Annotated in this window: 22 protein-coding genes and 1 rRNA gene; 11 read left to right on the forward strand and 12 right to left on the reverse strand. The window is 41.9% G+C overall.

Going from position 1 to position 26,680, the window contains the following annotated elements:
* From rrf to Q0H92_RS10605, 4 genes are all read left to right on the forward strand, one after another.
* A 5S ribosomal RNA gene (gene rrf / locus Q0H92_RS10590) occupies positions 1–105 on the forward strand; the annotation flags it as partial.
* A gap of 189 nt (positions 106–294) precedes the next feature.
* Positions 295–1,197, forward strand: a complete 903-nt coding sequence (locus tag Q0H92_RS10595) for a 1-acyl-sn-glycerol-3-phosphate acyltransferase (RefSeq protein WP_296014774.1) — start codon at positions 295–297, stop codon at positions 1,195–1,197.
* A gap of 163 nt (positions 1,198–1,360) precedes the next feature.
* Positions 1,361–2,767, forward strand: coding sequence for a hypothetical protein (locus Q0H92_RS10600; RefSeq protein WP_296014776.1), 1,407 nt, complete (start codon positions 1,361–1,363; stop codon positions 2,765–2,767).
* An 18-nt stretch (positions 2,768–2,785) separates the two neighbouring features.
* Positions 2,786–4,330: a peptide ABC transporter substrate-binding protein gene (locus Q0H92_RS10605; RefSeq protein ID WP_296014777.1), complete on the forward strand. Its 1,545-nt coding sequence runs from the start codon at positions 2,786–2,788 to the stop codon at positions 4,328–4,330.
* Here Q0H92_RS10605 and Q0H92_RS10610 read toward each other — a convergent pair.
* The 5 genes from Q0H92_RS10610 to Q0H92_RS10630 are packed head-to-tail and all read right to left on the reverse strand — an operon-like array spanning position 4,327 to position 8,988.
* On the reverse strand, positions 4,327–5,457 hold the full coding sequence (locus Q0H92_RS10610) for a hypothetical protein (protein WP_296014779.1): 1,131 nt from the start codon (positions 5,455–5,457) through the stop codon (positions 4,327–4,329). The two genes, Q0H92_RS10605 and Q0H92_RS10610, sit on opposite strands and share 4 nt — an antisense overlap.
* A 48-nt stretch (positions 5,458–5,505) precedes the next feature.
* Positions 5,506–5,994 (reverse strand): hypothetical protein, encoded by a 489-nt coding sequence (locus Q0H92_RS10615; RefSeq protein WP_296014780.1) that lies wholly within the window; start codon positions 5,992–5,994, stop codon positions 5,506–5,508.
* Positions 5,995–6,044: 50 nt separating this feature from the next.
* Positions 6,045–6,854 (reverse strand): mechanosensitive ion channel family protein, encoded by an 810-nt coding sequence (locus Q0H92_RS10620; RefSeq protein WP_296014781.1) that lies wholly within the window; start codon positions 6,852–6,854, stop codon positions 6,045–6,047.
* 11 nt (positions 6,855–6,865) lie between these two features.
* A complete protein-coding gene (gene coaBC, locus Q0H92_RS10625; protein WP_296014782.1) occupies positions 6,866–8,056 on the reverse strand; it encodes a bifunctional phosphopantothenoylcysteine decarboxylase/phosphopantothenate--cysteine ligase CoaBC in 1,191 nt (396 codons plus the stop codon).
* The gene (locus Q0H92_RS10630) at positions 8,050–8,988 is read right to left on the reverse strand and encodes an AraC family transcriptional regulator (protein ID WP_296014784.1); all 939 of its coding nucleotides are present in this window, start codon (positions 8,986–8,988) and stop codon (positions 8,050–8,052) included. Before Q0H92_RS10630 ends, coaBC begins: the two co-directional genes overlap by 7 nt.
* 110 nt (positions 8,989–9,098) lie before the next feature.
* Between Q0H92_RS10630 and Q0H92_RS10635 the strand changes: the two genes are divergently transcribed.
* Positions 9,099–9,527, forward strand: a complete 429-nt coding sequence (locus Q0H92_RS10635) for a hypothetical protein (RefSeq protein WP_296014785.1) — start codon at positions 9,099–9,101, stop codon at positions 9,525–9,527.
* A gap of 137 nt (positions 9,528–9,664) precedes the next feature.
* The gene (locus Q0H92_RS10640; RefSeq protein ID WP_273355447.1) at positions 9,665–10,525 is read left to right on the forward strand and encodes a flagellin; all 861 of its coding nucleotides are present in this window, start codon (positions 9,665–9,667) and stop codon (positions 10,523–10,525) included.
* A gap of 70 nt (positions 10,526–10,595) precedes the next feature.
* Here the strand turns inward: Q0H92_RS10640 and Q0H92_RS10645 are convergent, their stop codons facing one another.
* The 5 genes from Q0H92_RS10645 to Q0H92_RS10665 all read right to left on the reverse strand — a co-directional run bounded on the left by Q0H92_RS10645 (position 10,596) and on the right by Q0H92_RS10665 (position 16,206).
* Positions 10,596–11,381: an AraC family transcriptional regulator gene (locus Q0H92_RS10645; RefSeq protein ID WP_296014786.1), complete on the reverse strand. Its 786-nt coding sequence runs from the start codon at positions 11,379–11,381 to the stop codon at positions 10,596–10,598.
* Positions 11,382–11,495: 114 nt separating this feature from the next.
* Positions 11,496–12,548, reverse strand: coding sequence for a sugar ABC transporter permease YjfF (locus Q0H92_RS10650; protein ID WP_296014787.1), 1,053 nt, complete (start codon positions 12,546–12,548; stop codon positions 11,496–11,498).
* Positions 12,549–13,643, reverse strand: coding sequence for an ABC transporter permease (locus Q0H92_RS10655; RefSeq protein WP_296014789.1), 1,095 nt, complete (start codon positions 13,641–13,643; stop codon positions 12,549–12,551).
* The gene (locus Q0H92_RS10660) at positions 13,640–15,154 is read right to left on the reverse strand and encodes a sugar ABC transporter ATP-binding protein (protein ID WP_296014790.1); all 1,515 of its coding nucleotides are present in this window, start codon (positions 15,152–15,154) and stop codon (positions 13,640–13,642) included. Before Q0H92_RS10660 ends, Q0H92_RS10655 begins: the two co-directional genes overlap by 4 nt.
* A 122-nt stretch (positions 15,155–15,276) precedes the next feature.
* Positions 15,277–16,206: an ABC transporter substrate-binding protein gene (locus tag Q0H92_RS10665; protein ID WP_296014791.1), complete on the reverse strand. Its 930-nt coding sequence runs from the start codon at positions 16,204–16,206 to the stop codon at positions 15,277–15,279.
* A gap of 228 nt (positions 16,207–16,434) precedes the next feature.
* On the opposite strand from Q0H92_RS10665, the gene Q0H92_RS10670 reads away from it, so the two are divergent.
* Positions 16,435–18,033, forward strand: coding sequence for an FGGY-family carbohydrate kinase (locus Q0H92_RS10670; protein ID WP_296014792.1), 1,599 nt, complete (start codon positions 16,435–16,437; stop codon positions 18,031–18,033).
* 136 nt (positions 18,034–18,169) lie between these two features.
* A complete protein-coding gene (gene araD, locus Q0H92_RS10675; protein ID WP_296014793.1) occupies positions 18,170–18,886 on the forward strand; it encodes an L-ribulose-5-phosphate 4-epimerase AraD in 717 nt (238 codons plus the stop codon).
* A gap of 105 nt (positions 18,887–18,991) precedes the next feature.
* Here the strand turns inward: araD and Q0H92_RS10680 are convergent, their stop codons facing one another.
* Positions 18,992–20,500, reverse strand: a complete 1,509-nt coding sequence (locus Q0H92_RS10680) for an L-fucose/L-arabinose isomerase family protein (RefSeq protein WP_296014795.1) — start codon at positions 20,498–20,500, stop codon at positions 18,992–18,994.
* Between the two features lie 337 nt (positions 20,501–20,837).
* On the opposite strand from Q0H92_RS10680, the gene Q0H92_RS10685 reads away from it, so the two are divergent.
* A complete protein-coding gene (locus Q0H92_RS10685; protein WP_296014797.1) occupies positions 20,838–21,851 on the forward strand; it encodes a hypothetical protein in 1,014 nt (337 codons plus the stop codon).
* A gap of 177 nt (positions 21,852–22,028) precedes the next feature.
* On the opposite strand, the gene Q0H92_RS10690 is transcribed toward Q0H92_RS10685, so the two are convergent.
* On the reverse strand, positions 22,029–24,875 hold the full coding sequence (locus Q0H92_RS10690; RefSeq protein WP_296014798.1) for a CHASE2 domain-containing protein: 2,847 nt from the start codon (positions 24,873–24,875) through the stop codon (positions 22,029–22,031).
* Between the two features lie 72 nt (positions 24,876–24,947).
* Between Q0H92_RS10690 and Q0H92_RS10695 the strand changes: the two genes are divergently transcribed.
* The gene (locus tag Q0H92_RS10695; protein WP_296014800.1) at positions 24,948–25,418 is read left to right on the forward strand and encodes a hypothetical protein; all 471 of its coding nucleotides are present in this window, start codon (positions 24,948–24,950) and stop codon (positions 25,416–25,418) included.
* Between the two features lies 1 nt (position 25,419).
* The gene (locus tag Q0H92_RS10700) at positions 25,420–26,658 is read left to right on the forward strand and encodes a hypothetical protein (protein ID WP_296014802.1); all 1,239 of its coding nucleotides are present in this window, start codon (positions 25,420–25,422) and stop codon (positions 26,656–26,658) included.
* Positions 26,659–26,680: the final 22 nt, after the last annotated feature.

A 26,680-nucleotide genomic window follows, 5' to 3' on the forward strand; every position in this document is an offset into this window, starting at 1 on the left:
CCGCCATGGCGGGGAGGACATGCCCGTTCCCATCCCGAACACGGAAGCCAAGCTCCCCTGCGCCGATGATACTGCCACTGGCGGGAAACTAGGACGCGGCCGGCTTTTTCCATACTCTCTTCATAGGGCCTCCCGCCAAGCGCGGGTGGCTCTTTTTTTTGCTGCGCGCAGGATTTTCCGCAGGAGAGTTTCCATCGAGTTCTTCTGGCGGCTTCCTGCATCCTTTTGTTGACATACTCCCATTTTGCATTTAAAATATAAAATCACTTTTTTATTTTTCTTAGAGGTTATTCCATGGAAAAGAAAACTATCCGTGAAGCTTATGCTGACTTTTTTAAAGCCCTTTCATTGAATTCTGTTGCCGCTGCTAAAATTGACAGCTCGAATGTTTATCAGCTTGCAAACCCAAAAAATAGAAAACTGATGGATAAATTGGTTGAAGACAATCTTTTGCCAGAAAGTCATTTGGGAAACGTTGAAAATTTTTTGGATTTTTATAATCAGGTGAAATCAGGAAAAAGCGGACTGATTTTAATGGAGCATTATTCAAATACAGATTTGCCGGCGTTGCTTTATATGCTTGAGCACAGCGGAAATTCTGATTTGGCTGATCTTTCAAAACGGACAGTTGCAATTGCAGGCATGAAATTGAATGAAGACAATCCAATTGTCCGTGCGTTCGCTGAAAGTTTCACGAGAGTTGTAATTTATCCTACTAGAAGCCTCACAAAAAATGAAGAAAAGGCTCAGTCTGAAGAAGAAGCAAAGGAAGAAATGCTCAAGGCAAGAAAAATCAATTTGGCTGCAATGCGCGCAATGGACGACTGCAAAAAACGCGGCGAAGTTATTTTGGTTTTTCCGTCGGGAACAAGATACCGTCCGGGACATCCAGAAACAAAACGCGGTTTAAGGGAAATTGATAGTTATCTTCGTTTGTTTGACATTGCAATTTGCGTAAGCATAAACGGCTCAATTCTTGAAATTCAAGACGGAAAAGAAGATATGCTGAGCGATTTTGTTGGTCCGGATAAACTTGTGTTCACTTCAAGTCCTGTTATTGAATGTAAAAAATTCCGCAGTGAATATCTTTCGACTTTGCCAGAAAACGAGCCTGATCCTAAGCAGAAAATGATAGATAAAATCATGGACATTCTTGAAGTTCAGCATGAAAATGTGGAAAAGACACGGCTTGCTTAATAAATCGTTTGTGAGCAAAAAAACTTTATTAAGTAACGGTTATTTTTTTCCGAAATTTAAAAGAAAATGTTTATCAGCGTTGTAAGGTAATTCTGCGGAAAAAAGTCTTTTAATTGGAATTGCTCCTTTTGCTCCGCTGTGCTAATATCTTATGGAAAAAAATATGACCGAGAATGAAAATTTTAATCAGAAAATTATTTCAGCTGCAGAAGAGCGGGAGCAATGGTTTGATAATGTTGAGCTTCCTAAGCTTTTGGAAGATTATAGGCTTCATTTTTCCTGCTTGAGGAATATTTTTGATAATCTTGTAAAAAGATCTTTGGTTGTTCCAGATCCGTATAAAAACGACAGCCGCATTACTTCAATTTCCTTGCCTGAAACTTCATCTTTTGCAGATAACGAGCGTTCAATTGTTCTTGGAATAAGGCTCAGCCAGTATGAAACGATGCTGGATTATGTTTGTAACTTTATGAAGTTTTCTGTTTCGCAGCTTGACAACGGAAAAATTAAAAAAATGCTTGAGCTGAACAATACTTTTTCTTGGGCAAACTTGAGCGTTAATTCAACTCGGCCGAATACGCGCGCGCTTGCAATTGCAATGAATGAACTTAAAAGCGGAGTTCAGCCAATTGTTCAAAGTCTTCTAAAAGACAGTGTTGCAAAAACGCAAACTGCGATGGCTGAAATTGATAGCGGCTTGAAGAATCTTGCGGATTTTCAGCGTGAACGTTATAAAATTGAAATCAGAAAAAAAGTCTTTGCAAATCCGTCGTTTGACAAGGAAAAGGCGTTTGCTTCTTCGGGCGCATTGCTTGGTGAAATAAAACGGCTTTTTCCATCTTGCTTTCCGGGAAAATCTTTTAATAATGAGCTTGTTTCAGAATTGGTTGCGGAGGAAACTTCGCCGGAAAAAGAAAAACTTCAGAATTCCTTGTACGAAAGATTGAAAGTAAAAGAATCTCAGGAAGAAAAAAAGTCCACAATTGACACTCACGCAATTATAATGGACGCTTTGCGGATTTTGGCTTCAACTGGCGAACAGTTCAATGCGATTGCTGAAAAAGTCAACTTGAACCATGAAATTCTTCAGAGTGAAAAGAAAACTTTAAAAGATGCGATTCTTAGATTTTTGAGAAATATTTTCGGATTGGAAGAGCCGCCTGTTTCTTACGATATTCTTATTACTGACAAGCGCACTGACACAAAAAAAAAGGAAACAATAAAATACAACGAATTTTATGCAACTCTTCAGAAAAAAACACGAGTTTACGCTTCGTTTAGCAGTCCGAATTCGCCCGGATATAAAAAAGCCGACAACCAGAATGATTCCGCGATTCTTGAATATTTGAACAAGCAGATGGTTGAGAACAATCATATTTTTGCGCAGCTTTATGGACTTGATGAATTTTTCAAGAACACTTCAAAAACTGTTGACCGCTCAAGAATCAAAGGCTTGTCAATGGAGCTTATGACAATTAAAAATATTGTTGTCAAATTCAACCAGAAGCGGGCAGAATATCTTTCCTATGTTGAAGAGCAGGAACAGATGAAAAAACTTGGAATTTCATGAGTTTTGTCGAGGTTTAATTTGAAAAAAGTTTTTGCAGCGATAATTTTCTTTTGTCTTGGCGCATTTTCCTTTGCGCAGGATTTGCCTAAACAGCGCAGAGTAAATATTTGCGCGCCGCTTCATTCTTATGACATGAATCCGCATACGGCCGCTTTTACTGCCGAAGCTCAGCTTTTTACCGGCTTGTACGAAGGGCTTTTTTCTTATGATCCTGTGAATCTTGCGCCTTTGCCTGCGATTTGCTCGTCATATAAAATTTCGCGTGATAAAAAACGCTGGACATTTTCTTTGCGCAACGATGCGAAATTCAGCGATGGAACTTTGATTACTGCAAACGATGTAAGAAATTCTTGGATTTCACTTTTGGAAACTCCGAACGCTCCGTTTGCTTCGCTTTTGGACTGCATAGAAGGCGCGTCTGATTTCAGGCAGGGAAAAATTTCTGCGCAGGATGTAAGAATCGATGCGAGAGATGATTTTACAGTTGTTGTTCATTTGACTGAGCCGGCTGGCCATCTTCCGAAAATTTTGTGCCATCATGCTTTCAGTGTTGTAAGTGAAAATAAAAATGCTTTCAGCGGAGCTTTTGTGCTTGAATCTTACGACGGAAATGAAATTCTGATTAAGAAAAATGAATTTTACTGGGATTCCGAAAATGTAAAAATTCCTGAAATAAAAATTTCTTTAAGCGATGATTATTCTGAAAATTCCCACAAATTCAACAATGGCGAAATCGACTGGATTATGGGAAATGCCGAAGCCGCAAAAATAATCGACAAGTCAAAACTTTTGATTGGCACGGAATTTGGAACTGTTTATTTTTTCTTTAAAAAACAAGACAATGTCTGGGCAAAAAAAGAATTCCGCGATGCGCTGCTTGAAGCGATTCCTTATGACAAGTTGCGTGAAAAATTCAATATAAAGGCTGAAACTTTTATTTATCCTTTGCCGGGCTATCCTGAAGTCGCAGGAATTTCTGATTATGATGAAAATGACGCTTTAAAAATGATGAATGAAGCGCGGCAGAAAAATGGAATTCCGCAGGAAGAAAAACTGACTTTGCTTTTTGCTTCGACTGGAGATGGTTATCTTTCAGAGTGCGCGCAGATTTTGAAAAATGCCTGGGAATCACTTGGCGTGGATTTTAAAATTCAGACAACAAGTTTTGACAGATACAACGCTTCGATTCCGTCTTGGAAAGCAGACTTGTTCTATTATTCTTGGATTGGCGACTTTGCGGATCCTCTGGCATTTCTTGAGCTTTTCCGCGGAAATTCTTCGCTGAATGTTTCTGGATTTAAAAACGAAACTTACGATTCACTTTTGCAAGAAGCTACGCGGATTGACAATATTTCCGAGCGTTACAAACTTATGGCGCAGGCTGAACAAATTCTTTTGGATGAAAGTGTTCTAATTCCTGTTTCGCATCCTGTAAGCGCGCATCTTGTTAATACTGACGAAATTGGCGGCTGGAAAGTAAACGGACTTGACATTCATCCGCTGAAATATCTTTACATAAAGCCAGCTCCGTTTTCAAAAGTTCCGAACTTAGTCCGCTATTAATTTATTATTTCCTTTAAATTTACGCTGATAAAGCCGGCTCTTGCAGTTTTGAAAAAAGAACTTTCTTCCCAGGCGACGTAAAGCGTGTCTCCAGAAACTGCCATTTCGCCATAAGAAAATCCTTTTGGCAAAAGCGGAAGCCTGAATGCTTTTATAGAATTTTCTGATGATTTTTTTATGTAAGTTGTGCCGTCTGAAAAAACTGCCGTTACGTATTTTTTTCCAGATGAAAATCCTGCGTGCGCGCTCAAAAAATTGTCGGATGTTCCAATGTGACTGTAGTTTTCGGGACTTGTTCCAGATGGATTTTTCCATGAAATATAAAATGAAAATTCTTCGGGAATGGAGGCAAGCAGCGATTTTAGTTCTTCTGGCGATTCTTCAAAAAGTTTGGGCAGAATCATTTTTTTGTAGCCGTCTTCCGTCAATGGATTGAACTTAAAAATTTCTTGTCCGAGCGCAGGGCAGGCTTCTGTCAACGGAACTAAAGGCTGCCAGCAGAAGTATGAAAATTCAACGCCGTTTTTTAACGTTTTTTTTGCAGAGCAAGCCCAAGTTTTTCCGTCCCAAAAATATCCTGTAATTTGATCTTCATCTTTAAGATTTAAATTTGAATAGGAAACTATTGGATAAAAAAGTTTTGAGTCTGGCGCGAATTCAACTAGAAAAGGCCGCGTGCTGTGAATTGTGCTTTGGTTTAAGTCTGAATTAAAAAAACTGCTTCTGTACAAGTAAAAAACTGGCTTTCCGTCGCTGAAAACCAAAGTGTCCGCTGTGTCCGGCAAAAAAATTGAATTGTCGCAGTAAAGTTCTATTTTGTCGTCGTTAAAGCAAATAAGTCCTTTTTTGTTGACCAAGGCGAATGCAGAAAATTCGGAACTTTTATTTTCCAAATTTACTAAACTTGCCGCGCTTGTTATCCGCACCGATTCTGTCCAAGGCTTTTCGTAAACTTCTGGAGCGTTTTGCGGCAAATCGATTTTTTGAAATCCTTCATTTGAAAAATAGTACCAGTTATGGATTTTTACAGTCGGCAATTCAGTTGCGGCAGTTTTATTTTTTTCAGCACAAGAAAACAGAAATATTAAATTTGCCGCGATGAAAATTTTGAAAAATATTTTTTTCATTTTAAATCCTTATTTTAAAATCCATTTTATGATACAACGAATTCTTTTTCATTCCAATAGTTTTAAATCACTCTTTTTGAAATTGCCTGAAGAAATTTTTTTCATGATTCTTTCTTTGTCAAGCTTCCAGACATTTTCTTCAAAGACGCGGCATTCTTCCATGAGTTTTTGCCAGTTGAATTTTGAAAGATATTCATTTTTGCATGAATCGGAATCCACTGCGGCGGCTGAAATTGAAAACAAAACTTCCGCGGCAAATCCATCTAAATAAGTCAAATTGTTTCCGTATGGATAGATTGCGCCGTAAATTTTTTTATCTGAATGCGAATAGGCGAGCAAGGCTGTAGCTTCGTTTTTGTTTACTTCAGAGTAAAAATTTCTTCCGATGACAAATATTTCTTCTGAATCCGGCTGGCGGCTTGTTTTTACGCTCCATTCGCCAGAATACGGAAGACTGAATTTTTCATTTTCTGTGTAGCTGAAAAATTCGCAGGAAAAAAATAAAATGACCGGGCAGATAAATAAAAAGTTTTTCATGCTTATTATATATCCGCAGAATAAAAAAAATTGCAGAAAAAGTTCAATCTTTACATTATTTTTATATTTTCCTGCCTGAAGTTTTTTACAATGCCGGTTAAAATGCAGTTTTTGGCTTGAATTAAATCTTCATTTTTTATCCAGACTATAAGTTTTAATTTTGCGGAACCTCCAAGTCCGTCATAAAAAACTTGCGGTTCCGGAGACTTAAGAACTGCCGGGCAGCTCAAACCAATTTCTTTTATTCTTTGCATTGCCTTTTGTAAGTCGGCTTCGTAGCTTATGTGAATTTCAAAAGTCTGTCTTGTAGTTTTGTAGCTACTGTAATTTGTCAGCACGGAATTTATTATGCTGCTGTTTGGAATTCTTACTAGCTGATTGTCCAGCGTTTTTATTTTTACACTTAAAAGTCCTACGGATTCTACAGTTCCGTTTGTTCCGCTTACAGAAATTGTGTCGCCGATTTTCATGGATTTTTCGCCTAGCACAAAAAGTCCGCTTATAAAATTACTGACGCTTGTTTGCGCCGCAAATCCGATTGCAAGTCCCGCAACTCCTGCCGCGCCCCAGATTGCTTTTAAGTTGATTCCGAAAAGTCCCAAAATGTACATTCCGATTAAAACGTAAAAACTGTAGCTTATGGCTTTGTTTACAAGAACCGCTGTGTTTTTTTCAAGCTTTGCCGCCGCTTTTTTTCTTATGAATTTTTTTATTAGCCGATAGACAATATAGAAAATTATGACGGAAACAACGCTTATTGCAATTTTCAATATGTTTTCAAATGTGAAATATTTTATAAATTCGTCTGTGTGCAAAATGCTTTTTGTTTTTTCAATTGCCTGCGAAAAATTTTCTTCCATGAATTTTCCTTCTATAAAAGTGATTTTATTTCATCAAGTATGCGGCTTGCAAGTTCTTCTTTTTGCATCAGCGGAAGTTCTTTTTGAAAATCTTTTGAAATTATTGTGGCTTGGTTTGTGTCCGTCTGAAATCCTGCGCCCGGAGTTTTTAAATTATTTGCAACGATTAAATCCAAATTTTTTGCTGAAAGTTTCTTCTTGGAATTTTCAATTAAGTTTTGAGTTTCCATAGAAAATCCGCAGAGAATTTGATTCGGTTTTTTATTTTTTCCAAGGAAAGCAAGAATGTCGTCCGTGCGTTCAAGTTCTATAAAAAGCTCCTTGCCTGATTTTTTTATTTTTTCTGCGCTGAAATTTTGGGGGCGGAAATCTGCAACTGCCGCGGATTTTATTATTATGTCGGAATTCTGCGAATTTTCCTTTACGGCTTCAAGCATTTCTTTTGCGCTGGTGATTTTTATTGTCTTTGCATTTTGCGGCGGATTAAGCGATGCTGGTCCTGAAATTAAAGTTACTTGCGCGCCTCTTGCTGCCGCTATTTTTGCAATCGCATAGCCCATTTTTCCGGATGAATGGTTTGTGATAAACCGAACAGGATCTATTGCTTCCTGAGTTGGTCCGGCTGTAACAAGAATTTTTTTTCCTAGAAAATCTTTTTCAAATGAAATTTCATTTTCAATAAATTCAAATATTGCTTGAGGCTCGGGCATTTTTCCTTTTCCGTTTTCACCGCAGGCAAGACGTCCTGTTTCCGGCTCAAGAATTTTAAATCCGAACTTTTTGCATTTTTCAAGATTGTCTTGCGTTATTGGATTTTCGTACATTGCGGTGTTCATCGCAGGGCAAATTATCTTCGGACATTTTGCTGCAAGAAAAACAGAAGTCAGCATATCGTCTGCCATTCCGTTTGCAACTTTTGCGATTGTGTTTGCGGTTGCCGGCGCGATTAAAAAAATGTCCGCTTTTTGCGCAAGTGAAACGTGGCTTACTTTGAATTCAAAATTTCTATCAAAAGTATCTATGAGGCATTTGTGTCCGCTTAAAGTTTCAAATGTAATCGGATTGATTATGTTTGTGGCGTTTTTTGTCATTAGCACGCGGACTTCAGCTCCTGTTTTTACAAGCATGCTTACGAGAGTTGCCGCTTTGTATGCCGCAATGCTTCCTGTAACTCCGATTAAAATTGTTTTGTCTTTCAGCATATTTTATTTTCCTTTTGCGCGGATTCAGTTTCTGAAGCTTTGTTTGCCTTTAATTCCATGTTTCTGTATTTGAGCGGCGTCATTCCTTTGTATCTGTGGAACATTTTTATAAAGTAGCTGAAATCTTTGAATCCGCATTTTTGAGCGATGTTCAAAAGCTTGTCGTTGGATTCTCGTAAAAGCGCGCAGCTTCTGCTGATTCTAAACCAGTTTAAATATTCAACTGGAGAGCGTCCTGTCATTTCCTTAAAAACGCGGCAAAAATATTTTGGAGAAAATCCGGCTGCCACAGAAAGCTGCTCAAGCGAAATGTCGTTTCCGTAGTTCTTTTTTATAAAATCCAAAACAAGGTCAAGCTTTTTGTTTCTGGCTCTTTTTTGCGCCGGAAGAATTTTCTTTTCAGAATAAAAATGATTCTTTTTTAAAAGTCCAAAAAAAACAATCAGCGCGCCGGAAGCAATTATGTCCCAGCCTTCTCTTTGCTCGCGGATTGTGTCGAATAAAAATTCAACTGTTGTGAAAATATCTTTTTGTTCCGCCGGAATATAATTTTTCAGCGAAATATTTTCCAATATAATGTCGTTTATAAAACTGTCCGGGCTGAATCCATGCTGACGCAAAAGCTCGATGTCAAAAACCGCGGATTCGTATTTGCTTGCGCCTTTGTCTGGTGCGTCTCCGTGGACAATTTTTCCGGGAATGATGCAGGAATCTCCTTTGTTCAAAACAATTTCGTGGTCGCCAAGAAAAAGATTGTAAGTTCCAGAAAGAATGTGGATAAGCTCAAATTCTGTATGCCAGTGAAGCCACAAGTCGTAGTACGGATTTTCTGTATTGCAAAAATTGTACTGCAACGGAAAAAGCGAAGTTCCGCGCTGCTGCCGTTCGTTTACAGGAATTTTTTCTTTCAAGTCAGAAGATACTTTTGTCATATTTTTATTTCCGTTCAGATTATATCATGTGATTTTATCAAAAACAACCTTTTGCTGTAGCTGCGCCGCTTTTTGTTGAAATAAAATTTTTTAGAATTTATAATGCCTTTATGCTGACTTATTTTATTGCCGTTGCTGCTTTTGCGCTTATAATTTTTTTGCTGAATCTTTATATAAAATTTAAATCCTTGGAAAATAAAAATTCAGAACTTAAAGCTAGAAAAATCCGCAGTGAAAATGCACAGAAAAAAGGACTTTTGGTTTCGTGTCCAATTTGCGGTTCTTCTCTTCTTCCGGGTGAAGATTTGGTCAGCAGAGTTTACAGACCTATGAATGTTCCGGATCAGCTTTGCACGATAAACGGCTGTCCGCATTGCTATCCACGAGTTGAGCCTGGATTAAAAAGAATTTGTCCTGTTTGCCATAAAGAAATTCCTCTTGCGGATGGTCATCTTGTTGCCCGGCTTTTTAATAAAACTGAAGGGAAAAAACACGTTATTGTAACTGGCTGCAATTCATGCTGCAAAGGAAAAAAATAGCAATTTATCTAAAAAAAATCTAAAGTAAAAAAATCAAACTCCGACAATCAAAATATAGGGTGGTAAACCCAAAGCAGGGGAAGCAGGCACAAAATGTTTGCTTAGAACTCCAGTATCTTGATCATAGGAGATAAATTATGGTTATCAATCACAACATGAGTGCAATGTTTGCACAGCGTTCACAGGGTTTGACTGATTTGAACAACCAGAAGAACATGGAAAAACTCTCTTCTGGAATGAAAATCAACCGCGCCGGTGATGATGCTTCTGGACTTGCTGTTTCAGAAAAAATGAGATCCCAGATTCGCGGATTGAATCAGGCTTCTACAAACGCAAAGAACGGCATTTCTTTCATCCAGACAACAGAAGGATACCTTCAGGAAACTGAAGACATTATTCAGCGCATCCGCGAGCTTGCAGTTCAGTCAAGCAACGGAATTTACACTGACGAAGACCGCATGCAGATTCAGGTTGAAGTTTCTTCACTCATCGCTGAAGTTGACCGCATTGCTTCTTGCGCACAGTTCAACGGCATGAACATGCTTACTGGCCGCTTTGCACGCCCAACAGGTGAAAACAGTGTTACAGCTTCTATGTGGCTTCATATTGGCGCAAACATGGATCAGCGCACACAGGTATATATTGGAACAATGAGCGCAGCTGCTCTTGGACTCCGTGCAGTTGGAACAGAAGAGATTATGACTCTTGAAAGCCCAGACGAAGCAAACCGCGCAATCGGAACTTTGGATGAAGCAATCAAGAAGATTAACAAACAGCGCGCAGACCTTGGTGCATACCAGAATCGCCTTGAAAAGACAGTTGTTGGTCTTGATATTGGCGCAGAAAACCTTCAGGCTTCTGAAAGCCGCATCCGCGATACAGACATGGCAAAGGAAATGGTTGACTTTACAAAGAACCAGGTTCTTTCTCAGGCTGGAACAGCGATGCTTGCACAGGCAAACCAGAGCTCACAGAACGTTCTTTCTCTTCTCCAGTAGAATTGAAAGCAGCGTAAAATCTGCGTAACGAAAGCTTCCCTAGAAGTGAAAACTTTTAAGGAAGCTTTTTTTATTCCCCTTTCTGTTTTCGGTACTGGTGCGGGGAAACTCCGTTCATTTTTTTGAAGGCGCGGATGAAATTCTCACATTCGTTGTAGCCGCATTTCTGGGAGATTTCCTGGACTGTGAGTTCGGTTGTGTTCAGGAGGCGGAGGGCTTTTTCGTTCACAAAAAAATGGATGTCGGACTGCGGCGTGACACCGAAAGTCTTCTTATATAAAACTGAAAAATGCGAGCGCGTAAGAAAGAAATTGTCCGCCATAAGATCGACTGTCCATTTTTCAGGATTTTCCGAAACTTTTTTTCTGAGCTGATTCAGCCTGAAGCGGGTTTCACTTTCGCGCTTTGTTTTTATGCTCGGATAAAGCCGGTTGTTCTGGAGGTTGGACAGAACCTTGCACAGGCGGTCTAAAAGCTCGTGATCGTGGTTTTCGTAGCGTTCCGTCAGAAAATAGGTGATGTCCGTCATCTCGCGCCTGATTATGTCCGTGTTGGTCACGTAAAAAATCTCGTCAAACGGAATCTGAAAGTCGTTGAAAAACGCCATATCCGCCGGAAGAAATTTTATGTAGTCGTTTTCAAATTCGTTGTTCTTGCACCAGTAAATCTGCGGAGTTCCGGGCCTGTAAAGAATGCACGCATTCGCCTGGGTTTCAATCTGTTTTCCGTCCAGCGTGATGACCATGGGATTGTAGAAATGAAGAAGAACACATTCCTTGGTTCCTGAGACAAATTTCATTTTAAAAGAGGATTCTTCGGTTTTCTTGTAAAATGCTCCGGCAAAGTCTATTTTCATCTGTTTTTACAAAAATCAAAATGCCATTTCAAGGCTTTTAAAAACGGCTGCTCCAAGTTTTCAGGGGCAGCCGTAATTTTGTATCAAATCGTCAGGTTTGTCAAAGACTTAAGTTTATTGCTTTGAATTCTTCCTTGAAAGAACCACGCTCTGAATCAGGAGGAAAAGACAAATCATGAAGGCAACCGTGATGTTTGTCCACCAGGCGTCATCAAGTCCGAGAGAGGACACGATGTTCTTGATTGTCGCAAGTGAAAGCACGCCGAAGAACGTTCCCGCGATGTTTCCGACTCCGCCCGTGAGCATTGTTCCGCCGATAATCGAAGATGCGATTGCGTTCATTTCGTAGCCGCTTGCATGGCTTGGAGAGGCTGAGCCTACGTGCATGAAGTATACGAATCCGCCGATTGCCGCAAGAACCGAGCAGATGAAGTGCGCAAGGAATTTTGTCATCGGAACATTGATTCCGAGCATATTCGCGCTCTGCTGGTTTCCGCCCACCGCATAGAAGTTGCGTCCGAGCTTTGTCCACCTGAGCACAAGGAAAAGAATCACAACAACAAGGAGCGCCACGAGAACGCCCGGTTCCACATAAGCCGGAATGTATTTTCCGACCTTGTTCACCGAGCCCATTCCAGGAACGTATATTCTTGTTTCTATGAGCTTTACGAATCCCTCATGCTTTACGTTGAACTGAGTCGCGTTTACGATTGTCGTCATTCCTTTTGCAAAGAACATTCCCGCAAGCGAGACGATGAACGGCTGAATGTCAAGGAAGGCGACAAGGAATCCCTGCACAAGACCGAAGCTTACTCCGATGACCAGCGCGTAAACGACCGCGCCCGCAATTGTTCCGCCGTTTTTGTCCAAGTGAACAGCGCAGCACATACAGACGAGAGCCGTTACAGTTCCCACGGAAATATCGATTCCACCGGTAATCATTACAAGGCTAAGCGCGCACGAAAGAACTATGAGCGAAGCGTTCTCGTTCAGCAGGTTGAAGAAAGTTTGAGGCTTCCTGAATCCCGAACCTAGAAAAATGACCGCAAGAAGATACATCGCCACGAAAACCGCAATCGTAATCACAAGAAGAAGATTCGTGTCTGAAAGCGGTTTTCTTTTTGCAAGCGCAGTTTCGTTCTGCTTGTTTTTATTTAGAAAATTCATTTAACAGCCTCCATTCGCCACAGCGTGTTTTCTTGCGCCGGAAATCTGTTTTGCCAGCTGCGACATTTTTTCGCGGAATACCGGAGCGCTGATTACAACAAGAATGATGACTACGACAGCCTTGTAAGCCGGAAGCGCGGTTGAAGCGACATTGAACTTGAACAGCGTTGTCGTAAGGAACTGGATTACGTAAGCTCCGAGAATCGAAGCCCACATATTGAATTTTCCGCCGCTCAAAGCATTTCCGCCGAGCGCGACCGCAAGAATCGCATCCATTTCAATATCCTTTGCGATAACGGAGTAATTAATAGAAGAAATTCGGCAGACTTTGATGAATCCGGCGACCGCAACGCAAAGTCCCATAATCACATAGGTGATGAATTTGATGAACTGAGGGTCAAGTCCGTTCAGCCTTGACGAGTTGCTGTTGATTCCCACCGCCTGCGTGTAAAGCCCCAGGTTCGTGAATTTGAGAACAAGCATCGTGATTATTATGCAGATTATCGCGATGAAAACCGGAGTCGGAACAGGAATTCCCGGAATAAAGTTTCCGAAGTAGCCGAAAACCGGATCCACAACAATCGGAAGCGCGTTGTCGTTAATCCAGGCGGCGATTGAACGTCCGGCTGTAAAAAGAATCAGAGTTGCGACCATCGGCTGAATCTTGAAATATGAAACAAGAACGCCGTTGAATCCGCCGAACGCCATGCTCACAATGCAGCCGACAAGAAACGCCACAAAAATCGGAGCCTGAAGAGTTTCAGGGCGCGCATCCGTTCCGCACAGAACACGCAGAATCACCGAGCCTGCAATCGCAATTCCAGCTCCCACGGAAATATCCTGTCCGCCGGAAGCAGCCGTTACAAGCGTCATTCCAATCGCAAGAATCACAAGCTCTGAAGCGTTGTCCAAAATCGTAATCAGATAGCCTGAAAGAACAGGGAAGCCTTCGCTGTTCTGACCGAGCGTAATCTTGAAGAATGAAGGATCTGCGGCAAGGTTGAATATTACAAGAATCAGCAGCGCCGCAATCGGAATGAAAATCTGCTTTTTTACAAGTCCAAGAAGGAAGTCCGTGATTTTTTTAGAAGTCATTGTTTTTCTCCTCCTGCGATAGTTTCCATGATTTTTGTTTGGTTCAGGTCATCGCCGGAAAGCTCTCCGACCTGCTTGAGATCCCGCATGACGATAAGACGCGAGCAGGTTCTAATCATCTCGTCAATTTCTGATGAGATGAACGTAACGCTCTTGCCTTCCTTCGCAAGCTTCAGAACAAGCTCCTGAATTTCCGTTTTTGTTCCGATGTCGATTCCGCGTGTAGGCTCGTCAAGAATCAGATACTGCGGATTTGAGAGCAAGGCGCGCGCAAGAAGAACTTTCTGCTGGTTTCCGCCCGAAAGGGATTTTATCGGAGTTTCCGCGGAAGCTGTCTTTATCTCAAGAAGCTTGATGTATTCGTCCGCAAGTTTTTCCTGTTCCGCCCGGCTGAACGGTTTGAAGAAGCCTCTCATCACCTGAAGCGCAAGAATCAGGTTTTCTCTCACGGAAAGGTCGCCGATTATGCCGTCGCGTTTTCTGTCTTCAGGCAGATAGCTGATTCCGTTTTTCATCGCATGAATCGGTTTTGTGATGTTCACGCTTTTTCCGTTTACTTTTATTTTTCCGCCGAGAACTTTGTCCGCACCGAATATCGCGCGCACGCTCTCGCTTCTTCCCGATCCGAGAAGTCCTGTGAATCCGTTTACCTCGCCCTTGTAAATCCTGAAGTTGAACGGTTTTACGCCGCCCGTGCTTGAAAGATTTTCCGCCTCGTAGACCGGAACTTCATCCGCGGAGAATACCGGAGCTTCTGCAGATTTGGACGACTTGTCAAGATTCTCGACTGATTTTCCGAGCATTTTTGATACAAGCTCAAGGCGCGGAAGGTCGCGGATTTCGTATTCGCCCACAAGCTGTCCGTCGCGCAGAACGGTGATTCTGTCGCAGATTTCGTAAACCTGCTCAAGAAAGTGGGTAACGAAAATTATTCCGACTCCCTTTGCGCGCAGATTCCTCATAAGGCGGAAAAGCTTCTGGACTTCCTGATCGTCAAGGGAAGAAGTCGGCTCGTCAAGAATGAGAATTTTGCAATCCATGTCAACGGCTCGCGCGATTGCGACCATCTGCTGCACGGCGATTGAACAGCTAGAAAGCTGCTGCTCGGCCTCGCACGGAATGTCAAGATCCTTTAGAATTTTTTCGGCTCCCTCATTCATCTTTTTCCAGCTTGTGAACGGGCCTTTTGTTCTTCCTATATACATATTCTCCGCTACGGTGAGATTGTGGCAGAGAGTTATTTCCTGATAAACAGTTGAGATGCCTGCGTTCTGGGCATCCTGAGGGGAACGGATGTTGACCGCTCCGATTCCTTTTACAAAAACATGGCCTTCATCCTTGTGATGTACGCCTGTCAGAACCTTAATCAATGTTGATTTTCCGGCTCCGTTTTCTCCCATAAGAGCGTGAATTTCGCCTTCACGCAAAGTAAAATCAATATTCTGCAATGCGTATACACCGGGAAATTTTTTGTGTATTCCGCGCATTTCAAGAACTGATTTTTCTTCCATGCTATGCCTCCAAAAAAAACACGGGATTCAGATTTCAAGGTAATCCGAACCCCGTGTCCAAGGTATTGGATTCTCCAGCAAATTTTTCTGTTGTTTATCGAAGAATCCGGTAATAACTTCGCTTAGATACCGTATTTTGCGACATCAGCCTTTGTGATTGTTGCGGCGTCAAATCCTTTCTCGTCCATGATGACTGTCTTTTCCTTTGCGCCGTTCTTGATGATGTCGTCGATGTAAGCTGCCTGGAACGGATTGCACTGGCCGTCGTAGTTCCATCTTTTTGCAAGAAGCTCTTCAAGCGCCCACTTGTTGCAGTCGAATCCCATTACGATTACATCTTTGCCCACTCCGTGAGAGATTCCCGCCTTGTCAAGAGCAGCAACCGCGCCTTTTGCCATGTCGTCGTTTTCAGCGTAGATTACGTTGAATTTTTTGCCTGAATCGATTACAGCCTGAACAATCTGCTGTGCGTTTTCGGCGTTCCATTCAGCTGTCTGCTGGGCAACGATGTTCCAGTTGCTTTCTGCCTTTGCCTTCTCGTCAAGCGCGCCTGAGCGTCCGATCTGTGCCGCTGAACCCATGACACCCTGAATGTGGATGATGTTGTATTCCTTGAGATTCTGTCCTGCGAGCCAGTTTACGGCTGTCTTTCCTTCCTGAGCCATGTCTGAAACGATTGAAGCTTCGTAAAGGCTTTCGTCAGCGTCGATTGTGCGGTCAAAGAGAATTACTTTGATTCCAGCATCCTGCGCGTCCTTAAGAACTGATGTCCATCCTGAAGTTCCTGCTGCGGAAATCAGAAGGTAGTCAACTTCGTCCTGAACCATCTTGCGTGCGGCGGCAATCTGCTCGTCGTTTTTAAGGCTGTAGAAGAAAGTCGGTTTGTAGCCGTTCTTCTTTGTGAATGTCTTTTTCATGTCGTTGACGTTCGCAGTGCGGTAGCCTGATTCGTTCGGGTCATTGTTGATAATTCCGACTTTTACCAATTTTGCCGCGAATGTAGGAAGAACCATCATTGCCATTACAGCAGCCAAAACTAAATTCTTTTTCATTTCTGCACCTCTGTGTGTTTGGATTTAAGGATGTCCTCTGCACCCCTTGTGATTATGATTATCAACCCGAATCCAAAAGAAAGGAATAGTTTTTTTGTTCCCGATTTCTGGACTTTCCTATCATTTTGTTCGGAAATTCGTATTTGGTGATAGTTTTGGGCATTTTTTAGGGGAAACCGCCACTTGTTTTTTTCGCAATGTCAGTTACTATAAAATCAGAGGTAAAACATGACGAAAGAAAATATTGCCAGAGAAATTGAAGACGGTCAGGCTGTCCTTGGAATCGAATTCGGTTCGACGCGCATAAAGGCAGTTCTTATTGACTCTGAAAAAAATCCGGTCGCTCAGGGCGGCTTTACTTGGGAAAATTCACTTGTGGACGGAATCTGGACGTACAGTCTGGAAGAAATTCATGGCGGAATCGTTGCCGCATATTCGGAGCTAAAAAAAGATGTTCTTGAAAAATACGGCGTCAGGCTTTCAAATCTTAAGGCCCTCGGAATCAGCGCGATGATGCACGGCTATCTTGCGTTCGACAAGGAAAACAATCTTCTTGTTCCGTTCAGAACCTGGAGGAACACGATTACAGGCGAGGCTTCAAAAAAACTTACGGAGCTTTTCAATTATCCGTGCCCTGAGCGATGGAGCATTTCGCATTATTATCAGGCGATTCTGAACAACGAAGCTCATGTTCCGCAGGTGGATTTTTTTACGACGCTTGCAGGATACGCGCATTTCATGCTGACAGGAAAAAAAGTTCTGGGAGTTGGAGACGCTAGCGGAATGTTCCCGATTGATCCGCAGACCGGAAGCTACGACAAGTCCATGGCCGGAAAATTCGATTCTCTTGTTGAAGGAAAGGGAAGTGCGAAAAAACTTCTGGAACTTCTGCCGAAGACGCTTCCTGCCGGGGCTGATGCCGGAAAGCTTACAAAGGAAGGCGCATTGTGGCTTGACCCTACAGGTGAGCTTTGCGACGGAATTTTGTGCGCTCCTCCTGAAGGAGACGCCGGAACCGGAATGGTGGCGACAAACGCGGTTGCTCCCAGGACAGGAAACGTTTCCGCGGGAACTTCCGTATTCGCGATGGTCGTTCTTGAGAAGGCTCTTTCAAAAGCATATCCTGGAATAATAGACATTGTTACAACTCCGGACGGAAAGCCGACTGCGATGGTTCACGTGAACACCTGCACCGCCGAATACAACAAGTGGGTCGAGCTGATTGGCGAGGCTGCAAAACTTCTTGGCGCACAATTCAATGCCGGAAAACTTTACGACACGATTCTAGGCTGCGCAAAGGACGGAGAAAAGGACGCGGGCGGAATTTATACGGTCAACTACATTTCGGGAGAAAGCGTTACGGATTTTAGCGAGGGACGGCCGATGGTTGTGCGCTCCCAGGATTCAAAGCTGAACCTTGCGAATTTCATGCGGAGCCAGCTTTATTCGGCGGTCGCAACGCTTAGGCTCGGAATGGACGTTCTTTTTGCCGAGAACGTTAAGATCGACTCGATGACTGGCCACGGCGGATACTTCAAGACGGAAGGTGTGGGACTTGAGACGATGGCGGCGGCAATGCACACTCCGATCAGCGCGATGGAAACAGCAGGCGAGGGCGGTCCCTGGGGAATGGCGCTTCTTGCATCATACACCGCGGACTCAAAGGGAAAAAATCTGGGCGACTGGCTTGAAACCGAAGTTTTTGCGAACGCGCAGAAGAAAACCGTAAAACCGGACGCAGCGGATGCCGCAGGATTTGACAAATGGCTTGAAGGCTACAAGTCTGCGCTCAAAGCAGAACGCACCGCATTCGAAAACGTGAAATAATCAGTATCGGGGCAATAAGTGTCTTTTCTGCCATTTTCGGGCTTGATTCGAAAATCTAAATGCATATATTGCAATTATTTAGAGATTACCGGGTCTATGCCTGGCAATGACACAAAAACAAATGGAGGAAAAATTCATGGGAAAATACACGGAATTACAGAGAGAAGCTTACGAGGCGAATATGCAGATACCGGCGCAGCACCTTGCGCTCTACACTTGGGGAAACGTCAGCGCGTTCGACAAGGCGGCCGGCGTGTTTGCAATCAAGCCTTCGGGAGTTCCTTACCCGGAACTTACGCCCGAAAGCATGGTGATTGTTGACCTTGACGGAAATGTCGTTGAAGGAAAACTTAGGCCTTCAAGCGATACTCCGACACACGCCGTTATCTACAAGGAATTTGCTGTTTCGGACGGAACAAAAATCGGCGGAATAATCCACACGCATTCAACTTACGCAGTGAGCTGGGCGCAGGCGGTAAAGCCGGTTCCTCTGTTCGGAACAACTCACGCCGACCACATCCAGACGGAAGTTCCCTGCACACCGTATCTTAGCCGCGAGGCAGTCCAGAATGACTACGAAAAGGAAACCGGAAATCTCATCGTAAGCCACTTCCGCTCTCTCAAGCTGAATCCGAATGAAGTGAACATGGTTCTTGTGGGCGGACACGGACCTTTCGCTTGGGGAGCCACCGCGGACAAAGCCGTCTACAACGCCGCAGTTCTTGAGGAAGTGAGCCACATGGCGATGAATACGCTTCAGATTAATCCATCGCAGCAGCCGCTTCCGGACTACATCATTGAAAAGCACTACATGAGAAAACATGGCCCGAACGCCTACTACGGTCAGAAATAGAAACAGCCGAACGCATAATCAGCAGTTCAGCCGTAAAACAGAAAATCCGCCTGCACGAATACAGACGGATTTTTTTTGTTCCCAAACTAAATGCTAAATTGCAAATCAGTTAAACGGATTTTCCGATGGATACAAAGTTCCCTTTGGCTGATTGTACGCAACATCAGCGATTCCAAGATACTTGAAAAGTGTGAACAACGCCTTTCCGTAGTGGCCAAAAGCAACTGCGCCGTGGTGCGGATAATTTTTCTGGATAAGAACGTGGCGGTAGAATCTTCCCATTTCAGGAATTGCAAATACACCGATTCCGCCGAATGAGCGAGTTGCAACCGGAAGAATTTCACCATGCGCAATGTAAGCCTGAAGCTTTGTATCTGGAGTTGACTGCAATCTGAAGAATGTGATTGGACCTGGCATTATGTCGCCTTCCAAAGTTCCGCGTGTAAAGTCCGGCGTGGAATCTTTTGGCTCAAGAAGTCTGTGCTGAATCAGCTGGTACTTGACTCCAGGATTGCAAGCCTTGTTCATGCAGCAGAACGGAGTGTTTCCGCAGTGGAACGCCATGAACGTATCGTTAAGAACATAAGGATAAGAGAATTTTCCCTTGATGCTTTCATCGTACATATCTTGCGGAACAGAATTGTTGATGTCAAGAAGAGTAACGGGAGCGCCTGAAATGCAAGTTCCGATATATTCAGAAAGCGCGCCATAAATATCAACTTCGCAGGCAACTGGAATTCCGCGGGAAGCAAGGCGGCTGTTTACATAGCAAGGCTCAAATCCGAATTCCTTAGGAAATGCCGGCCAGCATTTGTCCGCAAGAACCGCATATTTTTTGCAGCCCTTGTTTGCTTCAATCCAGTCAAGAAGTGTAAGCTCAAACTGCGCCATGCGTGGAAGAAGATCCGGGAAGTTGTTTCCGCCTGAACCAAGTTCTTTTTCCATGTCGGCGACAACTTCTGGAATTCTTTTGTCGTCTTTGTGGGCGCGGTATGCAACAAGAAGGTCAAGTTCCGAATTTTCCTGAATTTCAACTCCGATGTCGTAAAGTCCTTTGATTGGCGCATTGCAAGCAAAAAAGTCCTGAGGGCGCGGTCCGAATGTGATAAGCTTAAGATTTTTAAGACCGATTATTGCGCGTGCGACAGGAATAAATTCTTCAATCATTTTTACGATGTCGTCTGCTGTTCCAACTGGATATTCTGGAATTACGGCAGGAATTTTACGCAAGTTCAAATTGTATGAGCAGTTCAGCATTCCGCAGTAAGCGTCTCCGCGTCCGTTTATAAGATCGTTCTGAGTTTCTTCAGCGGCGGCAACAAACATGCAAGGTCCGTCAAATTTCTGCGCGATTTGAGTTTCTGGAGTTTCCGGTCCGAAGTTTCCGAGGAAAACAACAAGAGCATTGCAGCCAGCCTGTTTTACTTCTTCAACCGCCTTCAGCATGTCGCATTCGTTTTCTACAGTTGTCTTTGCTTCATAAAGGCTTCCTTTTGAGCCGAATGCCTTTACGATTGCCGCTCTTCTTTTTTCAGAAAGTGAAATTACAAAGCAGTCCCGGCTTACTGCGATTATTCCGAGCTTGACTTCCGGTATGTTTGAAAACTTTTCCATTAAAAAGCCTCCTTGAGTTGGTTTGTGTGTTTTAAAAGATTTGCATTTTCTGCGGAATCTTAAAAATCAGTTTAAGTTCACAAATGGCAGATGTCAAGTTTTTTTCTTGCAAGGGAAAGTCTGTGCATTAGGAAAAATGAAAAATTGAGCAACAGTTGCGCAGAAAAAGTGTAATCTTAGGACTTAATGGTTTTGTTATTATCCGGCTTGACCGTAAAATTTCATCTGCAAAAAAAATCATAAAAATTCCTCAAAGTACTTGACAAATCCCGGGGGGGGTAAAATAGGCGTTGCTGAATTTTTTCAGCGGAATCTATTTATTTTAAGGAGTGAACTTATGAGAAAGTTTGCTAAAATTTCAGCTGTATTGGCAGCTATGGTCTTTGCGCTTGCATTTGCAAGTTGCAATTCTAGCAGTGATGACGATGATGACGCTAAGGCGGCTATTCAGGCAATTGTAATCAACGGAGATGTTGTTACATTGTATGACGATGGCACTGTTATAATAAAAGCATCGGATGGAACGACTTCTAACGGAACGTATACAAAGGCAGATGGAAAAATTGTTATTAAAGACAGCAAAGGAAATACAACAGAAGCAAAGTCAACCTCAGATGGAAAAGTTGATACTTCCGAGTCTGTAACAATAAAAGACAAAGACGGAAATGAAACTAAAACTGAAGTAAAGGAAACAGTTATAGAAACTAATGAAGGCAATGGAACTTCTTCTACAAAAAATATCCTTGCAGGAAAAACTTATTATTCAATTGAATTTGAAAAAAAGGAATATACCTCAGAGTTAACTAACAAGGTGAAAATCCGGGTTAGTATGCTTGCTTTTGATTCTAATGGACAAAAAGTAAAATTCACTGGACTTAAGTATGACTTTAAAAATGGAGCTGTTGACGAAAAAAAGAACAATATTATCGAGTCTGGCGAATATGATTATTCAGTTTCTGGTTCAACTTTGACAGTAAAAGCTGACGGCGATGACGAAGATTTAATTTGTACAATTAATTCTGACGGAAGCATAAAAGATGAAAAAGGTTCTGCAATGAAAGAATTCAAAGGAAATCTTTATGCCCTTGCAGAAGCTGAATCAAATGAAAAAAGAATATTAGCAAAAGCTCATATAGTAATTGTTAACGGCGCGTCTTGCACTTTTGAATCTCATATATTCAAAAGCAATGCTTCTCCTCAAGAATCAACTGAGGCTGGAAATGGCACTGTTTCAGGAAGCATTTTGACACTAGGTGAAGGTAATGAAACGATGACTGGTTCGTTGTCTGACGAAAAGATTGTTTTTGTTGGTGACGATTCAGGCGATACTTTTACTTTAAAAAGAATGTAGTTCTAATTAAATAGCTTGAAAAAACTCCGTGCCAATTTCACTGGCACGGAGTTTTTGTTTTTTACAGTTTTTCTGTCATTCTTGCACTTGATGCGAGAATCAATATTTAGGGTTTATCAAAACCCTAAAAACGGCTGAGTCAAGGTCTTGAGCGTAAGCGTACCTTGACCAGACGTATTATTTTTCTTTCATTGTGAAAACGCCGTCCCATTTTTCGCCGGAACCGTATTTTAAAAAGTAGCTGCAACGTTTCATAAACACATCGGACGACATATCCTGCGGGAAGCATTCCTTTGCATTTTTAAAGAACTGGTACGCTTTCTTGAAATCCTCTGGATCTTTTGGAGTTTCAGGGAAATCATTTCCCTTTAAATACCATTTGATTCCTTCATTGAAAATTTCCGCGGCTTCAATTTGCTTTGCCGGAAGTTCGTCTTTAAGTCCTAAAATGCAGTGAATCTGAACAGGATTTTCAATGTTCACAACACGCACAAAGTCGAATTTCCGCGCGACTAAAAGTCCTTTGTTTTCTCCGTTGTCCGCGGCGTTCCAAGTGCTGTCCGAGCACATTATCCAGGAATTGTAAACTTTGTTTGTTCCTTCAAGACGGGACGCAAGGTTTACGTTGTTTCCCATGACCGTATAATTGAGCTTCTTTTTTGTGCCCATGTTTCCAACGACCATGTTTCCTGTGTTTATTCCTACGCGGGAATTCAAATAGAACGGTTCTCCTGTGCGCGGATTTATCGGAAGCTTGTCTTTGTTTTCCTCGTTGTATTTTGCTTCCGCCTGAAGCATTCTTATTCCTGCAAGGCACGCATGGAACGCATTTTCTTTGTCGTCAACCGGCGCGCCAAAAAACGAAACAATTTCATCTCCTACATATTTGTCGATTGTTCCGTGGCAGTCCATTATCGCATCGCTCAAAGCTCCAAGGTATCCGTTCAAAATTGAAACAAGCCTTTCAGCGCCTTTGCTTTCGCCTTCCGCATTGTTTACAGCTTCCGTGAATCCGGAGAATGTCTTTACGTCTGAAAAAAGCGCGGTTATGTTTTTGCTGTTTCCGCCGAGTTTTGCAGTTTCCGGATTTTTGATGATTTCATCTACAACGGCAGGAGCAACATAAGCACTGAATGTTGACTGGAGGAATTTTTTGTCCGAATTTATCGCATGGAAATTTACGATAATTCCCGAAAAATAATTCAGAAACGAAAATGCAAAAAGAACTACAAACGGAACATAAATATTGAACTGCGTCATCAAAATGAAAAACAGCGCAAGCGGAACAACTACGTACAAAAATCTTGTGAAGTTTTTCTTTCCTGTGCTGAATTTTGCCGTTATGCGCATTGCAAGCAAAATGAAAATCACGCAGAATGCAAGTCCCCAAAGCGGATCAATTTCGCGTATGAATTTTTTCTGAAGAATTGTGTTGATAACGTTTGCGTGAAGTCCAAGGTTTGCGTATTGCTTGGAAAATGGCGTTACTCCCAAATCTGTGCTGGATGTCGCCGAGTTTCCGATTATGCAAAATGCGCCTTCCATGCTGCCTTTTAACATTTCAAAGTCGCGAAGATAAAATTCAATGCTTTTTGAAAGTTCCGCAAGTTCAGGAATCTGCTCAAATCCCGGAACTGTTGCAAATGAATCAGAAAATTCCTTGAGGTTTTTAAAGAATTCTGTTCTGGCTGAAAAATATTTTTCGTAATCTTCTTCAGAAAGTCCGCCTTTTATTGCTTTTCCTTCCTCGTCAAATCCGCGGCACTTTAATAGAAGACGTTTTTTTGAATTTGAAAGTTTTTCGTATTCGTCTTCAAAATACATGGAATTCAAAATATATTCTGCATCTTCCTCTGAAAGCGAAGATAAATCCGCATTTTTTATATTCGCAAGATTTTCTATTATCAGTTTTTCCGCAAGATCAAGGTTGTAAAGCAAATACGCCGGAACGTGCCTAAAGCTGTCCACGTAACTTTCGTGAAGCCAGTTTATCAGCATCCGTCCGTGCTTATCCAGCGGAATTGAAATGCTGTATCTTGAATCTGAGTCTGGATTCTTTAAGCCTTGCAGAATTATTGAATTTGAAGTTCTTTCCATTGACTGAACATCCAAAAGCTTCATAAGCGGCGCAAACGAAAGCTGCCCGACATATTTTCCGTTCTGAAAATTCAAAAGTTCAATTCTGCGCCTGATTCCGTCTTTGTCTACAATAACATTTGTAAATCCAAGTCCTTGCGCGCGTGAAAGAATTTTATGAATCGCCGGAGTAAATCCAAGTTCCTGGCTTGCTTCTTCTTTTACTGAATAAATGTTTCCTTTTTGAATAAGATTTTTTTCGTCTGTTACATTGTTAAAAAGAAAGCGTGTTCTGGCGTAATTTTCTTCGGATTCATCGCTTTTTTGCGCAATGTGCCTCATGTTTACGGTCAGCGAAGTGTTTCCAAAGAACTGAACGCATCTTGCAAAGAAATCATCGTAGTCAAGTTCAAACCCGGAAGTGATTTCCTTTTGCATTTCGTAAAGAATTCCGTCGATTTCATTTGAAATAAGATTTTCTGCGTGTTCCTGAGCATTTTTCGCGTTTACCGTTCCGCCTTCAATTCCGCTCGCAAATTCCGAAATTGAACTTGAAATCGCCTGCTCGCCGTCTATAAAAGTCTTGTTTACTGTGTCGCTTAAATTTTCGTTTACGCCTTTTGAAGAAGGTGAAATGTATTCAATATCGAATACAGCTTGTTTTGCGCCGAATTCCTTCATGCGGATTAAGGCGTTTCCCAAAATATCTCGGGTCCAAGGCCAAGAGCCGACTCTTCCAAGAGATTCGTCATCAACATCTACAATTACAATGTTTGGATGCGCCTCGATTCCTTTTGTTATTTTCAGCATTGAATCATAAAGCCTGTAGTCGAGCTTTTGAAAAAGGCTTGTCTGAATTGCCAGTACGCTCAAAAGCGCAAAAACCGCCATAATAATCAGTTCTGTCTTAGTTTTAAAAAATTCTTTGAATTTATTTTTCATTACCATGACAAAAACTATATCATATAGTATAATTTCTTGTAAATGAACATTTGTGAATATTATTTTTAGAGGAGTGATATGAAATTTTTTACTTCGATTTTTCTGTTTGCTCTCATTTCTGTTTCGGCTGTTTTTTCTCAGTCTGCGGAAATGGTGGAGAAAACTGTATCTGCTGAAAAGCTCACTTACGGAACTGCCGCATATTTTACAGCAGTCGCAATGGGCTATATTTCAGATGACGATTCAGAAGAAGACGCTGTTGATGCTTGGAAAAAAATAGGAGAAGAGTATTCTAAACCAGCCATAAAAGCAGAGATTTCCGCGGAAGATTTTATCAATTTTGAAAATCTTGCCTGGCTGTGCTATTTTACTTGGGATGTTCCAGACAGCCTTATGATGAAGCTTTTTCCAAGTCCGCGCTATGCCTTTAAGCAGCTTCGCAATGGCGGCGTAATTCCATTTTCTTTTGATCCAAAGCGCATTCCGACTGGCAGGGAATTTCTTAATGTTGTTACAGACTGCATTGATTTTTATGAGGTGAGAAACTAGCATGAATATAAAAAAATATTTTGCCGCCGTTTTATTTTCAGTTTTCACTGCATTTGCTTTTTCTGCTGAACTTTCTTTCTTTTTGGGCGATAACACAGACTTGAAATTTGATGGCGAAGAATACAGTGAGCCTAGATTAAAGCAGAGCGAGGCTTTTTCTGCGCTTGCAAAAATTCCTTTCAATAAAAAAGGCACAACATTTCTTTCTTTAGAAGCCAGCCTTAGCCATAGCTATGAAAAAATCTTTGGCGACCATGAGAATAGCGAAAATGAATTTATTGCAGATTTAAATACTTTGAAGTTTTCTTCTATTATAGAATGTTCTGCTGGAAAATTCTTCTTGGATGCGGGCCGCCTTTTCTTGTCAGATCTTTCGCAAACTGTTTTTGCCCAATCACTTGACGGAGCTTCTGCGCAGTTTTCTGCTTCCTGGCTTGATGTTTCTGTATTTGGCGGATACACAGGGCTTTTGAATTTAAAGAATATTTCCATTATGAACAGCAGTGGCTACGAATGGACTCCAGATGATGAAAATGACTTCTATGATTTTTGCGCTCCTTACATAGCAGGCGGAGTAAAAATCAGTTTTCCGTATTTGTTGCTCAACCAGACAATTTCTTTGGAAGGCCTTGGATTTTGGGACACAGAAGGTCCTGCTGATTCTCCAAAAGATGAAGACAACCGTTTTTACGGAACTTTGCGCTTGGACGGACCGCTTGCTCCTATGCTTTTTTACGGCTTGAGCGGAACTGCCTGTTCTACAGATTTTTCTGATTTTGGATTTTTGGGAAAAGCAAATATTTCTTTGTTCCCGGATTTTAAGTCTTCTTCTATTACGCTTTCTGCTTTTTATGCTTCTGGAGACAGAGGTCCTTTTGTTCCGTTTATTGGATTTACACAGGTTACAGCCTGTCTTTCAGCTGATGAACCGACTTATTCAGGCGGATCAGAATTAGGATCAAGATTATTAGACAAAACTATTTATAAAGGAATTTCAAAAGCTGGATTGTCAGCATCTATAGTTCCAATTGACAAGCTTTATTGTGCTGTTGGTGGAGATGTTGTTTTCCTTGACAGAGATGATAGTGCGTTTGATTATTATGGTTTCCAAGTTTATGGAAATGCAAAGTATTACTTGTTCTCTGATGTTGCTTTTACGCTTTCTGCAAGCCATTTTGCAGGAGATTCAAGTGATTCCAGCAGAACAGAAATTGCGCTTAATGCGGTTATTTCGTTTTAACCGTAAAATTTTAGGAGGTGTT

Source organism: uncultured Treponema sp., assembly GCF_934725225.1.
In the GTDB taxonomy this organism is placed as follows: Bacteria; Spirochaetota; Spirochaetia; order Treponematales; family Treponemataceae; genus Treponema_D.

Excerpts from the sequence above, each read along its gene's own strand:
- Q0H92_RS10685 (WP_296014797.1), top strand. The coding sequence starts at position 20,838 with ATGAGAAAGTTTGCTAAAATTTCAGCTGTATTGGCAGCTATGGTCTTT.
- Q0H92_RS10690 (WP_296014798.1), bottom strand. The coding sequence starts at position 24,875 with ATGGTAATGAAAAATAAATTCAAAGAATTTTTTAAAACTAAGACAGAA.
- Q0H92_RS10680 (WP_296014795.1), bottom strand. The coding sequence starts at position 20,500 with ATGGAAAAGTTTTCAAACATACCGGAAGTCAAGCTCGGAATAATCGCA.
- Q0H92_RS10655 (WP_296014789.1), bottom strand. The coding sequence starts at position 13,643 with ATGACTTCTAAAAAAATCACGGACTTCCTTCTTGGACTTGTAAAAAAG.
- Q0H92_RS10610 (WP_296014779.1), bottom strand. The coding sequence starts at position 5,457 with ATGAAAAAAATATTTTTCAAAATTTTCATCGCGGCAAATTTAATATTT.
- Q0H92_RS10665 (WP_296014791.1), bottom strand. The coding sequence starts at position 16,206 with ATGAAAAAGAATTTAGTTTTGGCTGCTGTAATGGCAATGATGGTTCTT.
- Q0H92_RS10635 (WP_296014785.1), top strand. The coding sequence starts at position 9,099 with ATGCTGACTTATTTTATTGCCGTTGCTGCTTTTGCGCTTATAATTTTT.
- Q0H92_RS10620 (WP_296014781.1), bottom strand. The coding sequence starts at position 6,854 with ATGGAAGAAAATTTTTCGCAGGCAATTGAAAAAACAAAAAGCATTTTG.
- coaBC (WP_296014782.1), bottom strand. The coding sequence starts at position 8,056 with ATGCTGAAAGACAAAACAATTTTAATCGGAGTTACAGGAAGCATTGCG.
- Q0H92_RS10600 (WP_296014776.1), top strand. The coding sequence starts at position 1,361 with ATGACCGAGAATGAAAATTTTAATCAGAAAATTATTTCAGCTGCAGAA.
- Q0H92_RS10670 (WP_296014792.1), top strand. The coding sequence starts at position 16,435 with ATGACGAAAGAAAATATTGCCAGAGAAATTGAAGACGGTCAGGCTGTC.
- Q0H92_RS10615 (WP_296014780.1), bottom strand. The coding sequence starts at position 5,994 with ATGAAAAACTTTTTATTTATCTGCCCGGTCATTTTATTTTTTTCCTGC.
- Q0H92_RS10645 (WP_296014786.1), bottom strand. The coding sequence starts at position 11,381 with ATGAAAATAGACTTTGCCGGAGCATTTTACAAGAAAACCGAAGAATCC.
- Q0H92_RS10640 (WP_273355447.1), top strand. The coding sequence starts at position 9,665 with ATGGTTATCAATCACAACATGAGTGCAATGTTTGCACAGCGTTCACAG.
- Q0H92_RS10650 (WP_296014787.1), bottom strand. The coding sequence starts at position 12,548 with ATGAATTTTCTAAATAAAAACAAGCAGAACGAAACTGCGCTTGCAAAA.
- Q0H92_RS10695 (WP_296014800.1), top strand. The coding sequence starts at position 24,948 with ATGAAATTTTTTACTTCGATTTTTCTGTTTGCTCTCATTTCTGTTTCG.
- araD (WP_296014793.1), top strand. The coding sequence starts at position 18,170 with ATGGGAAAATACACGGAATTACAGAGAGAAGCTTACGAGGCGAATATG.
- Q0H92_RS10595 (WP_296014774.1), top strand. The coding sequence starts at position 295 with ATGGAAAAGAAAACTATCCGTGAAGCTTATGCTGACTTTTTTAAAGCC.
- Q0H92_RS10660 (WP_296014790.1), bottom strand. The coding sequence starts at position 15,154 with ATGGAAGAAAAATCAGTTCTTGAAATGCGCGGAATACACAAAAAATTT.
- Q0H92_RS10700 (WP_296014802.1), top strand. The coding sequence starts at position 25,420 with ATGAATATAAAAAAATATTTTGCCGCCGTTTTATTTTCAGTTTTCACT.
- Q0H92_RS10630 (WP_296014784.1), bottom strand. The coding sequence starts at position 8,988 with ATGACAAAAGTATCTTCTGACTTGAAAGAAAAAATTCCTGTAAACGAA.